Below are 12,476 nucleotides of genomic sequence, written 5' to 3' on the forward strand. Positions count from 1 at the left end.
CAATTCGTATTCTACACCCTGGCCGCCGTCGCTGTAAACAACTTTGCCCAAGAAAAAGCTGCCAGCGGAGGTGCGTTTCCCTCAAATTGCCTTTTTTGCCATTTGTCAAGAGTAAATGCACAAAAAAGCAAAAATATTTTTATGAGGCCAGAATGAGGGCGATTTCTTCCCGGAAAAGCTGCTCGGAGCACAGATAACCGAACATTTTGCGGGGGTAGTTGTTCAGCCAGTCCTCGATCCGCTTGGTCTCCTCGTAGGGGATCGTGCTCAGGTCGGTGCCCTTCGGCAGGTGCCGACGTATGAGGCCGTTCTGGTTCTCATTGGATCCGCGCTCGCTCGGCCGGTAGGGGTGGCAGTAGTAGACCTCGGTGCGGGTGCCCTTGCCGCTGGCGCTTCGTTCGATCCCGGCGGCGTCGGCAAACTCGCAGCCATTGTCGCAGGTGATGGATCTGAATACCTTCGGGAACAGGTCGCCGTACTTGGCCTCGAGCCCGTCAATCGCAGCGACGACGCTGGCGGCCGTCTTGTCCGGCGACGGTATAATGAGCTCCCAGCGCGTTTTCCGCTCGGTCATCACGATGTAGGTGTTGCTGACGCCTTGGCAGCTCTCGACGCTGTCCATCTCCCAGTGACCGAAGGTGCTGCGGTCGTTGATGTGCTCAGGACGATCCTCGATACTCCGGCCGGCGGGCTTGCGAGGCATGGATCCGGCCGGGCGCTCTGGCTGGTGGCGCTTGCCGTGCTGCGGCAGCATGGAGACGGTCAGCTCGTCGCCGAAGATCTCGCCGCGGATATAGTTGTAGGCGGTACTCGCGCAGATGTGGGTCTTGAAGGGCCAGCCCTTGACCTCGGCCTCACCGATCGCAGCCTCCGGGCTGTACTTCTCGTCGCGGATCTTGGCGATCAGGTAGTCGGCCAGCTCGTAGTCGTTGCCGATCTTCAGCTCCGGCCCTTTGGCGCGGAGGTTGGCCTCATAGCGGGCCTGTGCGCCTTCGGGGTTGTATCTTGTCTCGGTGGTGTAGTCGCTGTTGAGGTGCTCATAGGTGCACCGCTTCAGCTCCCGGTAGATGGTCGTATGATGGACGCCGAGCTCCTTGGCGATGTCCGTCGGCTTCATTCCTGCGCGGATGAAGGCGTCGAGTTGGATGCGCTTGGTCGGCGTCAGATGGCTCCAGTGCTGTCCCATTGTGTTCCCCTCCGTGATAAAAGAAAAGGGGCGGCCCGCCGGCCGCCCCCTTCTGTGTGTCAGTGTTCCTCGTACTTTTTCAGGAGCTCGAGCGTCTCCTCGTCTGTGATGATGTCGGCCAGCCTGCACTCCAGCGCGTTGCAGATCTTCAGCAGCGTCGGCAGCTTCGCGCCGTTGATGTCCCGGGCGCCGCGCTCGTACTGCTGGAGCACCTGCACCTTGATCCCGGCCAGATCGGCGAGCTGAGACTGAGACAGGCCGGCAGCCTTGCGGAGCTTTTGCAGCCCCTCGCTTTTGTAGGTCACTTTGATCGAGATGTCCATGTTGTTCCTCCCGCTTGACTTTGCCGTGGTTTCGTGGTTATAATGAAAAGGAACGGCGGGCGGGATTTTTCCCGCCGTCCTTCGACCTTACTGCTTGGGCTTTTGGTTCGGCTTTATTGTGATCGTAATGGTGGCAACCTGTTCACACTTTAGAGCCTGTTCCAGCAGCTCGAGCAGTTTTTTCATCTGCTCAGCATCCACGGCTTTGCCTCCTTTCCGCGGTTTTGCTCTCCTTTCTTTCTGTACTCGGCTATCCCTTGCCTGTGATTATATTATAGAGCATTTGCTCTATAATGTCAAGCATAATTCGGCAGATTTTCAACATTTTCCCGCGCTTTTCCACAAAAAGCCGCACGGCGTCGCTGCCGTGCGGTTTTCTCATTCTTTCCCGAGCAGGTGGTTGATGGTGGTGCCGAGAGCGGTCGCCAGATAGTCCAGCTCGTAGTCAGCGACGACTCGGCTGCCGTTCTCGATCCTGCTGATGACCTTCTGCGTGACGTCCAGCCCGATGATCTGGAGCTTGTAGGCGAGCTGTTCCTGTGACAGGTTTGCCCGCAGCCGCTCCTCCCTGACTCTCTCCCCGGAGATGTTGCACCTGCCGTCTGGTTTGTATATTTTCGCAGCCCTCGCCTCCCTTTATGCTAAAGATGACTATGCAATATTGACTTTACCAGTTTTGGCATGGTAATATTATGCCAAAGATGACTAAACGCTAAAAAGCGCACATAGGAGGGAAAAGCATGGGTACAAGGTTTAGACGCAGCTTTAAGGTGGCCCCGGGTGTCCGGGTAAACCTGAACAAAAAGAGCGCGAGCATCAGCTTCGGCCCGAAGGGTCTGAAGCACACGGTCAGCACGACGGGGAAAAGCCACACGACCGTCGGGATCCCCGGGACGGGTCTGTCATATACGACGAGCTCCGGCGGGAAGTCCGGCGCACAGCAGGGCGCGGTCAGCATCCCCGCAGCGCAGCGGCCGACGTCGCCGAAAAGCAAGACGGTGGCGCTGCTGCTGTGCATCTTCCTCGGCTTCTTCGGTGTCCATCGGTTCTATGTCGGGAAAACCGGCACAGGCGTCATTTGGCTGCTGACGGCCGGGGCCTGCGGGATCGGCTGGTTGGTAGATATTTTCACCATCCTGCTCGGCGGTTTCTATGACTCCGAGGGCCGTGTGCTGCGGTTCCAGCCCACAGAGGCCGAGCTCGCCGCTGCCGGTGAAGCGCCGGATCCTGACGCCGAGGAGTAAAGCACTACATAACAGAAAAAGCCCGCCCGGGATCTCCGGGCGGGTTTCTGCTTTTCTATGCGGTTTTAGAGTTTCGTGACGTAGTCCAGAGAGATCCAGCCCGCGCCGCTCTTGAGCTTGCCCCACTTGGTCGCGCCGGGGCCTGCGGCTTCGGCGACGATGGTGTAGATGCCCTTGCCCTTGATCTGGCCGGCGACGCCGTAGTTGGTGCCGGGGCCCTTGCGGATGTTCAGCACGCCGGCCGTCGTCCGCACGCGGTAGCTCGTGGCCGTGCCGGTGCTGCCGGTCGAGATGTCCGCAGCGTTTACCCAGCCGTAAACGGTGGAGCCGCCGCCGCTGACCGCCTTCAGGTGGTACGGGTGCGCCTTGCCGACCGCGATGGCCGTGATGGTGGCCTTGCCGGGCTTGCAGGTCTTGGCGTCCTTGGCCGCTGCGCTGGTGTAGTGCTGCGTGCCCTTGAAGTTGACCACGTCGCCGACCTTCAGGCCGGTCTCGGCGTTGCCGGAGGTCTGGCCGCCGGTGCTGCCGCCTGCGTCCGTGATGCCGAGGCGCTTGTTTACCTCGGCCGCGATCTGGCCGTGGCGGTTGTAGAGGTAGTTGCCCGGGCAGCTCTTATTCGCGTAGTCCCTGTGCACGGTCATGTTGCAGCCGTTCAGGTGGTTCACGCGGTCGTTTTTGCTGGTCGACCAGACGAGGCGCTTGATGCCGTTGCGCTTGCAGATGTCGGTCACGAGATCCAGCAGCGCGGCGTATGCCTTCGCGGAGACGGGCCAGTCAGGCGCGCCGCCGTTGTTGGCGACTTCGATGGTGACGGCCCGCTGGTCGTTGGCGTTGGACGAGGTGCACCACGAGCGGTTTGCCTCGTCGACGTACAGGGCGATCCGGCCGTCGGTGCCGATGCCGTAGTTGCTGGACGCCTGCCGCGCAGAGCTGGCGAACAGGTTGCCGCAGGTCTCGACGGAGCAGTTGCCGGCCATACAGTGGATCGTGATGGTGTCGATCTTCTTGGTGCGCTTGCCCGAGTGGTTCGGGCTGAGCTTGGTGTAGACCACCAGAGGGCTGTTACTCATTGTCGTCGTCTCCTTTCCCGCCGGTCAGCTCGTCGAGAGTCTCGTCTGTGATGGCCTCGCCGGGCTTCAGCTTGATGTCGTCGGTGTTCTGGTTTTTCATGGGTTTACCTCCTTTACAAGCAAGAAAAGGGCGGGCCGGAGCCCGCCCTCTCCGTTATTCGATGGTCAGGCCCTCAGTGTTGAGCTGCTTGACGATTGCCTCGATCGCGTTGACGACGCTTTCCTCGTCGACCTTGAAGCCCTTCTGCTTCAGGAAGTCGAGGACGTACTGCTTCTTCTCCTCGCCGCGGCCCTGTCCGACGTAGAGCTGCTCAGCGGCAGCGACGCCGATCTTTACCCACGCGGTCAGCTCCTTGCGCTGTGCCTCGGTGGTCTGCTTCTTCAGCCACGGGATCAGGAAAACGCTGACGCCGGCGCCGATCAGGGCGAGGGTTGCGTTGACGATAGGGGTGATGTCGATGGTGTTCATCCTTTTGCCTCCTCATTGTTGAGAGTGTCCCCGGACGGATCCGGGAGCGGGTTGCCGTCGGCGTCGAGCCCGTGGCGGTTTCGGCTGATTTTCTCGCCGAGGCTCTTGCCGGCGTATGTGATTAGATAGCCGACGCAGGCGGTGAAGATGGTGCCGGTCAGCTCACCGACCGGGTCGCGCCCGAAGGCAGAGAGCAGCAGAGAGCTGGCTGCGCTGAGCGTTGCCACGCTGGCCGCCCAGTATGCGAGCTTTTTGCTCGCCTCGATTTTCTTTTTACGCTTGCGCCGGCGCTTCTTTGCGGCCATGCTGCTCACCTCCTTAGTCGATGATCGCGTGGATCCCCTGACTGGTGAGGAAGTCCTTCTGCGCGTGTTTGATTTTGGCAACGTAGTCGAGGGCCGCGTGCATATCCCCGTTACAATGCGCGTCAGGGATGCGCTGCACGGCCCGGGCCGTCGCCTCGCCGAGGGCGATGGCTGCCGACGTGCCCTGAATGGTGATGATCTGGAGATCTTCACGGGCACGCTCTCGGGCCGCTGCCTCTTTCTGTCGTTTGGCCTCCTCGGCCTCCTTTTGCTTCTCGCGCTTCTGGATCCTGTGCTCGAGCATCCAGAAGCAGAAGCCGGTCACGGCCGTCGGGATCCCCATAAGGGCGACGAGCGCGCCGATGTTGATTTCGATCATTGTGTCACCTCATAAAAGCCGGAGGGCCGCAGGACGCGGCCCTCCTTGTTGTTGGGCTTACTCCTCGACGTCGTCGAAGTAGCCCATGTCGACGAGATACTTGTGCACGCGGGCCTTCAGCTTCGCGGGGACGTCGTCCTCGGTGATGCGGCCCATGATGATCTCGCCTGCAAAAAGACGTACCAGCATTTCACGCTCCTCCTTTCCTGCAATTTTTAATAATAGCCACGCGAGGGCCCGGGCGATCATTCGCTCGCCCCTTCCTTCGCGGTGCCAGCGTTTGAGGCTGCCTCGATGGCAGCGATGGCGTCCTCGACCTGCTTGCGCAGCTTCTTCGGGACGTCGTTGATGGTCATGGTGGAGCCTTCGCGGGTCAGCTCCTTGACGTACAGCTCGACGATCTTGCTCATGCTGTTACCTCCCCTCCGTCGCCGTAGACCACGTCGGCCAGCTCCATGATGCAGCCTTTCAGCAGCTCGATGGTGTCAGCCTGCTCGGCGATGGTTTTGTCCTTCTTGGCCTCTGCGGCCTGTTTCTCGTTCAGCTCTTTGATGCTGTCAGCTCTGTGCTTAATCATGCAAAGTTACCTCCGATCGACTGGATGTAGCAGGTCTCCGTAGCAGAGCCGCGGAGCAGCTTGGCCTTAACCTTGACGCCCCACGCTGCGGCCGTCTTGGTCTTGTTTGTGAAGTAGTGCTTCTGGCCGGCTCTGACCTTCTGCGTGATGTCCTCCCACGTCGGGCTCGCGTCGTTGCCGTTGTTGCAGATCCAGACCTGAAGCGTGCAGCCGGCCGGGAAATTGCCCTGAATGTTGACGAGGGCCTTGGTCGGCATGGCGTCGGCCTCCATAGCGAGGGTCTGCTCGAACTCGACGGACGTGACGGCCTTGGTGAAGGTCAGCGTGCGGGTGACGCTGGCGTCCTTGGCGTCGGTCGCCACGATCTTCAGGGTGTGGCTGCCGTTCACGACCTTCAGCCACGCCTCGGAGCCGATCGTCAGCGTGTTGGTATGGCCGAGGGTCACGGTGTAGCTGCGCAGCGTGACGCCGTCCAGCATCTCCACGACGTCGACCTGATGGCCGTCGGCGTCGGTGACGGTGTACTCGTAGGACGGGGCCGCCGTGCTGAAGCTGCCGAGGGCGCCGTCCGTGCCGCTGATGACGGGCGGTCGGTTATTGGTGACGGTGCGGGTGGCGCTGGTGGTGTACGCACTCTCCGCGCCGGCGGCGTCGTATGCCTTGACGCGGTACTGCACGCTCGTCCATCCGTAGGTGATGGCGTCGGTGTAGCTGCGCGAGGATCCCTTGTAGATCTGCGCCCATGTGCCGCTCCCGACCTTGCGCTCCAGAACGTAGCCGGAGAGGTTGCCGTCGGGGTCGGTGGAGGCCGCCCACGAGATGCTCAGGTTCTCGCCGCCGAGCACTTCGCTCGGGACAGTGATGGACGACGGCGCTGTGGGCGCCTGATTGTAGATCACTGTATAGCATCCATCCGAGTCGACGGAGTCGGAGATCAGGAGATCAGAGGACAGATTACAAGCGGGGCGCAGGCCGTGGCTGCCGTAGTAGGCGCTGCCCCTGCCCAGAGTGCCATCGGCGAGGACGCTGCGGGCGAAGTAGGCCGAGCCGGCATAGGCGTCCCGCAGCCAGTAGTACCATGCGGCACCAGAGCCCGGGTTGCCGGAATAGTTGGAATTGGCGACGCAGGAGGCCGTCACGGTGGCGATGCGGCTGTTGTTGTCGCTGAAGATCGCCAGCTTGCTGCCGCAGACGTGGTCGCCGCTCAGGCCGACCTCAGTGCAGGACAAGGGGAAGATCTTGTCCGTGCAGGTCTCCGTCCCGCCGCCGTCTGTGGAGCTCTTGCCGACCGTGATGGTGGTGTTCAGCAGAGCCGCCCGCTCGTTGGCGGTGAAGGCGTTCAGAAAACCGGCGAGGCCACTGTACGGGTTGACGCCGTTCCAGACGTGGGAGGAGTCCGGCGTCTGGTCTGCGGAGTGCTGTGCGGTGTACCACTGGCCGGCAGCCGCGGGGCTGTTGAGCCACTGGCGCAGGTTCGAGTAGATGTAGCGGTTGTTGCCGTAGTTGCGGCGGTCGCTGTTGCCGTTACTCGGTTCTGTCGCGTCGAAGCACAGCATCTTGATGATCTGGTTGGTCACGAGCGTGACGCTGTTGGAGGGGTAGCCTGCGTGGTTCTTATCGGCCACGATCCAGACGATCGGGCTGCCGTACAGGCTGCCGAACTTGACCTTCGACTTGTTTGCGAGGTTGCTCAGTTTTTGGGCCATGAGTTGTGTCTCCTTTCAGTGATGGTTTGAGCTCCGGGAAATAGCTGAAGAAATAGGCGTCCATGTTCTGCCGCAGGTGGTAGGTGTTGCCGTGTGAGATGTGGCCCGTCCAGCTCGCGTAGGATTGCACGACGCTGTCGAGTGTCATCTTGCCGGAGTCCACCAGCCCGCGGAACTTGCGGATCTTGCGCTTCATGTTGTCGATGCTCTTGGCTCGCACTTTCCTCACGACCTTGCCGGTCTGCGTGAGGTAGGTGTGAAAACCGAGGAAGTCGATGCCGTTCTTCAGCGGGAGGATCTGCGTCTTGCCGTTCAGCCGAAGGCCGAGCGGCTTGATGTACGCCTCGATCTCCTTGAGTATCTGCCGGAGCAGCAGCTTGTCGCTGTGGATGATGTAGAAGTCGTCCATGTACCTGCCATATACGAGGCCGCGGTCATCCCTCAGCCAGTGGTCGAAGGCGTCCAGATAGAGCAGCGCGAGCAGTTGGCTCGACTGGTTTCCGATCGGGATACCGGGGTCTGGCGTGCTGTCGATTATGAGCCATAGCAGCCACTCAGCGAAGTCGATCAGCTCGGGATCCTTCAGCCACTTCAGGGCCCGGCGGGCCGTTTCGTAACAGTAGGAATGGAGCAGGGTGTAAAAGAACTTTGAAAAATCGCCCTTCAGTACCCAGCCGTCGGCGTAGTCCCACTCGTTCATCGGCCGGGGCGGCAGGCCGGCAGCCTTGCGGGCTGCTTCGTCTGCTGCCTTTCGGCTGAAGAAATAGTGGCGCATAGCCGCAGCCAGACGGTCGAGGCCGTCGTGGGTGCCTTTGCCGATCTGGCCGGCGTAGTTGTCCCGGATGAAGCGCCGGGAGAACGCCGGCTCAAGGACGTTGTCGCAGAGCGAGTGCTGGACGACTTTGCCCTCGAAGTCGATGGCGAGGACGAGCCGCTCCTTGGGCTCGTACACCTTGAAGGGGTAGTAGGGCCCGAAGGAATAGTCGCGCCGCTGGAGCCTCTCAGAGAGGGCGACGGTGCGCTCGATGGCCTCCATGCGGTAGCGCATGGCGGTCGGGTTGTCGCGCTTTCCGCAGCGGGTTTTGCGGTATGCTTTGTAGAGCGCGATGGTGCTGTTTACGATATTCTCCATTGAAAAGTCTCCCCGCCGTGTATAGCTCCGGCCACGCTTTGCGTGCGCCGCCGGGGGCATCGGCGGTCTTGTGTTTACCCATGACCGGGCCGGTCAGACGGCCGCGGCTGCGGGAGGGATATGCCTTCCTTGGATGATGGGGCACAGTGTTCGCCGTCCGTCTCCGGGCGGTTAATAAGTCGGGCGATCCATCGAAGCGGGGCGCAGGCCGTTGTTGCCGTTGTAGGCGTTGTTCCTGTTCAGAGTGCCATCGGTGTTGACGTTGCGGGCGTTGTTGGCCGAGCCGGCACGAAAAAACAAGGCATACCCCGAGGGCCGCCTCGCTGGTGACGCTTCTGCGCGTCCAGCTTGGCGGCCCTCTCTTTATCGGTTTTGTACCATTTGGCGGTCTGGTTCTTCACGCCGGCCGCCATCTTCGCCCAGTATGCAAAGGCGTCATCGCTGAAGCCGCTGAGGATCTCATGCGCGAGCTCGATGTGGTGGATCAGCTTTCGGCAGTTGCGAAGCGCCGACCGCTGCGCGCGATACCTGAGCTCACGCTCCTCGGGATCCGTCAGGAGCAGATCGTTGGCCTCCATCAGATCGGCGACGAGGTCGCTGGCCTCGTTCATCATCCTCTGCGCCAGACCGAGCCGCTCCTTCTTCGGGAAAACGGCCGGGTTTCTGGTCTTGATGTAGGTGTGTTTCTCGAGCTCCTTGGCGTCCGTGATGACCTGCATCTCGGGCAGTTTGTCACGGCCGAAGGGCGGGCGGCCTACATTGGCCCGCTCGTATGGCCGCGAGTGTCCGTTGCTTGCCGTAGTATCTCACCTCCTCGCCTTTGATTGTGACGCGGGCGCTGCTGCCGTCGTAGGTTTTGCCCTGAATGACGATGACGCCGTCCTCCCGCTTGCAGCAGGAGCAGGGCAAGGTCAGCTCGACGAACAGGTGCGCGATGATGCAGGAGGCTTCGGCCGGTGGGATTGGGGTGTAGTTGTAGCAGTTTCCCATCAGCACTCGAGCCTTTGAAGTGAAGCGTTCCAGACGCCAGACTTCAGCGTGATGCCTGTTAAGTCTGCGAATGTGATCTGGAACGGGTTGCTTGTGATGTCGCTGAAAACGGCGTCCCACAGCGTTGCGATCTTGCTGGTGTTCTGGCCGACCGCGTTGCTCAGGTCGTTGGCCGATGCCTCGGCAGCCTGCGCGATTGCGATGGCCTGCCGGGCGAGTGCCAGAGCCTCCTCGGCCGTAGCCTGCGCGCCGAGGGCGATGGCCTTGTAGGTCTCGTAGTCCTCTTTGGTGGCGTAGGCGTCGGCGGGGATGTAGGCGGTCACGTTGGTGGCCGTGCCGATCGCGGTGACGATGTCGATGGTTTTCTCGACGATGGTGGCGCCGCCGGAGGGCGGGATCCACTCAGCCAGATCGCCGCAGTTGCCGTAGCAGTACAGCACCTCGCCGACCTCGGGATCAGGATCTTCGGCATAAAGGCCGAGCTCGCGGTAGTAGAAGCCATCGGTCTCGTCGCCGTTGGTGAAGATGCCGCCGACGGCCACGGTGCCGTCGCCGTTGATCTTCAGCTTCGTGATGTCGACGGTCGCCTTCGGGCTGACCACGCCGGTGAGGGTGCGGGGCGTCTGGCCCTCCTCGAGGTAGCCATCGCCGAGGACGATCTTGGTGTAGTTGATCTTCTGGCCGGCCACGCCCTTCGCCAGAACGATCAGGCCGGCGGTGGTGATGTCGTTGTTGATAAATGCAGCCATGTCTATCTCCTTTCCTTAGTCTGAGATGACCGCCGCGTCGGTGCCGATGCTGACGGTCTCGCGGTTGTTGTCGTGGACGACGGCCGCGTGGTAGATGTGGATCTCGTCGCTGCCCATGACGTGCACCTCTTGGGTGTGATCCCTGACGGCCATGCCGGAATAGAGGAACATTTCGCCGGTCAGGCAGATCAGGATCGCGTCGAGCCACGAGCTGCGGCGCTTGACCGTCCGCAGCAGCTTCAGGAACAGGTCGAGGTTGCTGTTGACGAGGCTCGGGTTGTCGCTCAGCACCTTGAAGTGATGCGGCTGCCCGCCGTACTGATACCACTCCCTGACCTCGCCGGTGCCGAAGTAGTCGGCCACGATCTGCTCCACAGCGTATGGGGTGCCGAGTTTCGCGTAGACGCGGTCGCTGCTGCGGATGACTGCCCGCTTGACTGCGATTGGCTCGGTGCTGTCATACCACTGGATGTTCAGCTCCCACGCCATTTCGTCGAGCTCTGCATCGTTGAGCTGGTCGATCTTGTCCCACCTGCTCAGGAGCTTCAGGCGCGCATAGGCGTCGCGGCTGATGATGTCGCAGCCGGTGGCGAGGCCCTTGTCGCTGCCGTCCTCCTGCATCCACGCAGGCAGCAGCTTGACCATCTCGGTCTCATTGAGCCGCATTTACACCACCTCACTCTCGACCTTGTGGCTGACAGTCAGGTGGCCGCTGAACTTGGCGACTTGCGTGTCGTCGAGGGCCTTGTAGGTCGGCTTGACGACGTCCACGCGGAAGGCGCCGGTCAGGTTCTCGCCCCACGAAGGCGAGAGGATCCGCTTGCGGAGCTGGTCGGGGTTGATGTCGCGGCCGAGGGCTGCGACTTGCCACTCGTTGTAGCGGTCGATCGCGCCGCCGGTGCCTTCGACGTTGGCGATCACCTCGGCCTCGTTCTTCGGCGTGGTGTAGTACACGATCTCGATGTCGTAGGTCTCGACCTCCGGGGGCACGGCACTCACCTTGTCAGTGAGCGGCCGGATGTCCTTGGCGTTGACCACGTCCAGCACCTTCGCCAGCATGGCAGCGTCGGGGATCCCGCCGCCTTCCAGCAGGGGCACGATCTTGACGCAGCCCTCCAGCGTGCGGGTGATGATGATGTCGACGCTCTCGGCGGCCGAGAGGCTGCCCTTGAGCGTGATGGTCAGCAGGCCGTCGGTGTAGTCGACGGTGTAGTCCGTGTCCTTGACCGCCGCCGCGCTCTGCCCGTGGGCCTTCACGACGAGGGTGTCGGTCAGAAGTGTGCCGCCGCCCTTGAAGGCTTTGCCGTCGTAGACCGTGAGGGTCTCGCTGACGGTTTCCTTCTCGCTGACGGCCTTTGCGTCCACGATGGAGCTGTCGGCCGTCATTACCCAGTAGATGTAAGCCTGTTCAGGGCCCGCGGTGGATCTCTTGGCGGGCGCCAGACGGATCCGCTCGCGGAGGCGGTTGTCGCCCTCGGTGGTGTAGGGCTCGCCGTCATCGCCTCCGGCCGTTTCGGTCAGATTGGTGACGGACTCGATGTAGGGGATCAGGTCGACAAGGGTGGTGATCGTGCCGGCTGCGTAGCCGTTGAACTTCGTGCCGTTGCTCACGGCCGAGGTCGGCACCTCCACAGAGTAGGCGCCAGCTTGCAGCACAGCGATCTCGTCGGTTGCAAAATAGTTTTCGCTGTCCGGCGTCACCTTCGTCCACTTCGGAATGATGATGTTTTTCTCCTGCGGCGTGGAGACAGAGAAGCGCATGGTCGTTTTGGCCGGTGTGCCTTCCAGTCGTTTCACGTCCTGTCGCTCGCCGATGGCGTCCAGCACCTCGCCCCTCGCATAGCGGAGGAGCGTCTGCCGGCCGACGTCGTTGAGGCTGTTGTAGAGGGCAACGAACACGGGCACGAGAGCCTCGCCGAAGATCCGGCGCTCGTCGCCCGGGTAGAGCGGCTCGCCGGCGCCCTTTTCGAGCTCGGTGATGATGGTCTTGTATAGGGTGCTCGCGTCTGTTGTGGTGAGTTTGATGTCCTCGCCGTAGGTGTTTGTCGCGTCGCTCACGCTGTTCACCTCCTTCATGTGATGTTGTCGATGCTGGCCCGCAGCTCGAAGTCGCCGGCCTGAGCGGTCAGAGCCTTCAGGTCGGAGTCACTGAGCTGCACGCGGGGCTCGTAGGTTTCCACGAGGAACTCCACGTCGGCGGCCAGATCGGTCGCAGCGGTTTCGCTCGGCTTGTCGATCAGCGTGCGGTCGATCCCTTTGATGCGCTCATAGGGCACCTCCCCGCGGATGGTCTTGAGGAGGTTCTGCACACAGATCTCGGGCGCTCCGTTGCCGGATGCTTTCATG

At 61.7% G+C, this 12,476-nt stretch carries 19 protein-coding genes; 1 reads left to right on the top strand and 18 read right to left on the bottom strand.

From position 1 onward, the window contains the following. Window positions 1–139: 139 nt before the first annotated feature. The 3 genes from U0L91_RS11905 to U0L91_RS11915 all read right to left on the bottom strand — a co-directional run bounded on the left by U0L91_RS11905 (window position 140) and on the right by U0L91_RS11915 (window position 2,124). Window positions 140–1,186 (bottom strand): IS30 family transposase, encoded by a 1,047-nt coding sequence (locus U0L91_RS11905; RefSeq protein WP_195385464.1) that lies wholly within the window; start codon window positions 1,184–1,186, stop codon window positions 140–142. A 59-nt stretch (window positions 1,187–1,245) separates the two neighbouring features. Beyond that, a complete protein-coding gene (locus U0L91_RS11910; protein ID WP_008981396.1) occupies window positions 1,246–1,509 on the bottom strand; it encodes a helix-turn-helix domain-containing protein in 264 nt (87 codons plus the stop codon). A gap of 378 nt (window positions 1,510–1,887) precedes the next feature. Beyond that, on the bottom strand, window positions 1,888–2,124 hold the full coding sequence (locus U0L91_RS11915) for a helix-turn-helix domain-containing protein (protein WP_195385821.1): 237 nt from the start codon (window positions 2,122–2,124) through the stop codon (window positions 1,888–1,890). A 125-nt stretch (window positions 2,125–2,249) separates the two neighbouring features. Between U0L91_RS11915 and U0L91_RS11920 the strand changes: the two genes are divergently transcribed. Further along, complete coding sequence (locus U0L91_RS11920) at window positions 2,250–2,753, top strand: DUF4236 domain-containing protein (protein ID WP_020989836.1); 504 nt, start codon at window positions 2,250–2,252, stop codon at window positions 2,751–2,753. A gap of 65 nt (window positions 2,754–2,818) precedes the next feature. Here the strand turns inward: U0L91_RS11920 and U0L91_RS11925 are convergent, their stop codons facing one another. From U0L91_RS11925 to U0L91_RS11995, 15 genes are all read right to left on the bottom strand, one after another. Then, window positions 2,819–3,823, bottom strand: coding sequence for an N-acetylmuramoyl-L-alanine amidase (locus U0L91_RS11925; RefSeq protein WP_330047226.1), 1,005 nt, complete (start codon window positions 3,821–3,823; stop codon window positions 2,819–2,821). 154 nt (window positions 3,824–3,977) lie between these two features. Continuing rightward, on the bottom strand, window positions 3,978–4,292 hold the full coding sequence (locus U0L91_RS11930) for a phage holin, LLH family (protein ID WP_330047228.1): 315 nt from the start codon (window positions 4,290–4,292) through the stop codon (window positions 3,978–3,980). After that, window positions 4,289–4,597, bottom strand: a complete 309-nt coding sequence (locus U0L91_RS11935; RefSeq protein WP_020989838.1) for a hypothetical protein — start codon at window positions 4,595–4,597, stop codon at window positions 4,289–4,291. Before U0L91_RS11935 ends, U0L91_RS11930 begins: the two co-directional genes overlap by 4 nt. 13 nt (window positions 4,598–4,610) lie before the next feature. Beyond that, window positions 4,611–4,976, bottom strand: coding sequence for a serine/threonine protein kinase (locus U0L91_RS11940; protein WP_330047230.1), 366 nt, complete (start codon window positions 4,974–4,976; stop codon window positions 4,611–4,613). A 57-nt stretch (window positions 4,977–5,033) separates the two neighbouring features. Beyond that, on the bottom strand, window positions 5,034–5,165 hold the full coding sequence (locus U0L91_RS11945; RefSeq protein ID WP_269129520.1) for a hypothetical protein: 132 nt from the start codon (window positions 5,163–5,165) through the stop codon (window positions 5,034–5,036). A 56-nt stretch (window positions 5,166–5,221) separates the two neighbouring features. Continuing rightward, window positions 5,222–5,386 (bottom strand): hypothetical protein, encoded by a 165-nt coding sequence (locus tag U0L91_RS11950; protein WP_330047233.1) that lies wholly within the window; start codon window positions 5,384–5,386, stop codon window positions 5,222–5,224. Continuing rightward, window positions 5,383–5,553: a hypothetical protein gene (locus tag U0L91_RS11955; protein WP_156108610.1), complete on the bottom strand. Its 171-nt coding sequence runs from the start codon at window positions 5,551–5,553 to the stop codon at window positions 5,383–5,385. The genes U0L91_RS11950 and U0L91_RS11955 overlap by 4 nt, the downstream gene beginning before the upstream one ends. Beyond that, a complete protein-coding gene (locus tag U0L91_RS11960; RefSeq protein ID WP_330047235.1) occupies window positions 5,550–7,259 on the bottom strand; it encodes a DUF6273 domain-containing protein in 1,710 nt (569 codons plus the stop codon). Before U0L91_RS11960 ends, U0L91_RS11955 begins: the two co-directional genes overlap by 4 nt. Then, entirely contained in the window at window positions 7,168–8,391 is a 1,224-nt protein-coding gene (locus U0L91_RS11965; protein WP_330047237.1) for an RNA-directed DNA polymerase, read from the bottom strand. Before U0L91_RS11965 ends, U0L91_RS11960 begins: the two co-directional genes overlap by 92 nt. Before the next feature lie 239 nt (window positions 8,392–8,630). Then, window positions 8,631–9,110, bottom strand: coding sequence for a four helix bundle protein (locus tag U0L91_RS11970; RefSeq protein WP_330047238.1), 480 nt, complete (start codon window positions 9,108–9,110; stop codon window positions 8,631–8,633). Window positions 9,111–9,123: 13 nt separating this feature from the next. After that, entirely contained in the window at window positions 9,124–9,387 is a 264-nt protein-coding gene (locus tag U0L91_RS11975; RefSeq protein WP_330047240.1) for a hypothetical protein, read from the bottom strand. After that, window positions 9,381–10,130 (bottom strand): hypothetical protein, encoded by a 750-nt coding sequence (locus U0L91_RS11980; RefSeq protein ID WP_033121183.1) that lies wholly within the window; start codon window positions 10,128–10,130, stop codon window positions 9,381–9,383. The genes U0L91_RS11975 and U0L91_RS11980 overlap by 7 nt, the downstream gene beginning before the upstream one ends. 15 nt (window positions 10,131–10,145) lie before the next feature. Then, window positions 10,146–10,796: a phage tail protein I gene (locus U0L91_RS11985; protein WP_330047242.1), complete on the bottom strand. Its 651-nt coding sequence runs from the start codon at window positions 10,794–10,796 to the stop codon at window positions 10,146–10,148. Then, complete coding sequence (locus U0L91_RS11990) at window positions 10,797–11,927, bottom strand: baseplate J/gp47 family protein (protein WP_481804534.1); 1,131 nt, start codon at window positions 11,925–11,927, stop codon at window positions 10,797–10,799. A gap of 275 nt (window positions 11,928–12,202) precedes the next feature. Next, window positions 12,203–12,476, bottom strand: a 274-nt coding sequence (locus U0L91_RS11995; RefSeq protein ID WP_008981416.1) for a hypothetical protein, incomplete at its 5' end; no start/stop codon positions are given.

This window comes from Gemmiger sp., from assembly GCF_036306485.1.
Classification (GTDB): Bacteria; Bacillota; Clostridia; order Oscillospirales; family Ruminococcaceae; genus Gemmiger.

Bases quoted from the DNA above. Each gene is read 5' to 3' on its own strand.
- U0L91_RS11905 (WP_195385464.1), bottom strand. From the start codon at position 1,186: ATGGGACAGCACTGGAGCCATCTGACGCCGACCAAGCGCATCCAACTC.
- U0L91_RS11910 (WP_008981396.1), bottom strand. From the start codon at position 1,509: ATGGACATCTCGATCAAAGTGACCTACAAAAGCGAGGGGCTGCAAAAG.
- U0L91_RS11920 (WP_020989836.1), top strand. From the start codon at position 2,250: ATGGGTACAAGGTTTAGACGCAGCTTTAAGGTGGCCCCGGGTGTCCGG.
- U0L91_RS11925 (WP_330047226.1), bottom strand. From the start codon at position 3,823: ATGAGTAACAGCCCTCTGGTGGTCTACACCAAGCTCAGCCCGAACCAC.
- U0L91_RS11930 (WP_330047228.1), bottom strand. From the start codon at position 4,292: ATGAACACCATCGACATCACCCCTATCGTCAACGCAACCCTCGCCCTG.
- U0L91_RS11935 (WP_020989838.1), bottom strand. From the start codon at position 4,597: ATGGCCGCAAAGAAGCGCCGGCGCAAGCGTAAAAAGAAAATCGAGGCG.
- U0L91_RS11940 (WP_330047230.1), bottom strand. From the start codon at position 4,976: ATGATCGAAATCAACATCGGCGCGCTCGTCGCCCTTATGGGGATCCCG.
- U0L91_RS11945 (WP_269129520.1), bottom strand. From the start codon at position 5,165: ATGCTGGTACGTCTTTTTGCAGGCGAGATCATCATGGGCCGCATCACC.
- U0L91_RS11950 (WP_330047233.1), bottom strand. From the start codon at position 5,386: ATGAGCAAGATCGTCGAGCTGTACGTCAAGGAGCTGACCCGCGAAGGC.
- U0L91_RS11955 (WP_156108610.1), bottom strand. From the start codon at position 5,553: ATGATTAAGCACAGAGCTGACAGCATCAAAGAGCTGAACGAGAAACAG.
- U0L91_RS11960 (WP_330047235.1), bottom strand. From the start codon at position 7,259: ATGGCCCAAAAACTGAGCAACCTCGCAAACAAGTCGAAGGTCAAGTTC.
- U0L91_RS11965 (WP_330047237.1), bottom strand. From the start codon at position 8,391: ATGGAGAATATCGTAAACAGCACCATCGCGCTCTACAAAGCATACCGC.
- U0L91_RS11970 (WP_330047238.1), bottom strand. From the start codon at position 9,110: ATGCAGGTCATCACGGACGCCAAGGAGCTCGAGAAACACACCTACATC.
- U0L91_RS11980 (WP_033121183.1), bottom strand. From the start codon at position 10,130: ATGGCTGCATTTATCAACAACGACATCACCACCGCCGGCCTGATCGTT.
- U0L91_RS11985 (WP_330047242.1), bottom strand. From the start codon at position 10,796: ATGCGGCTCAATGAGACCGAGATGGTCAAGCTGCTGCCTGCGTGGATG.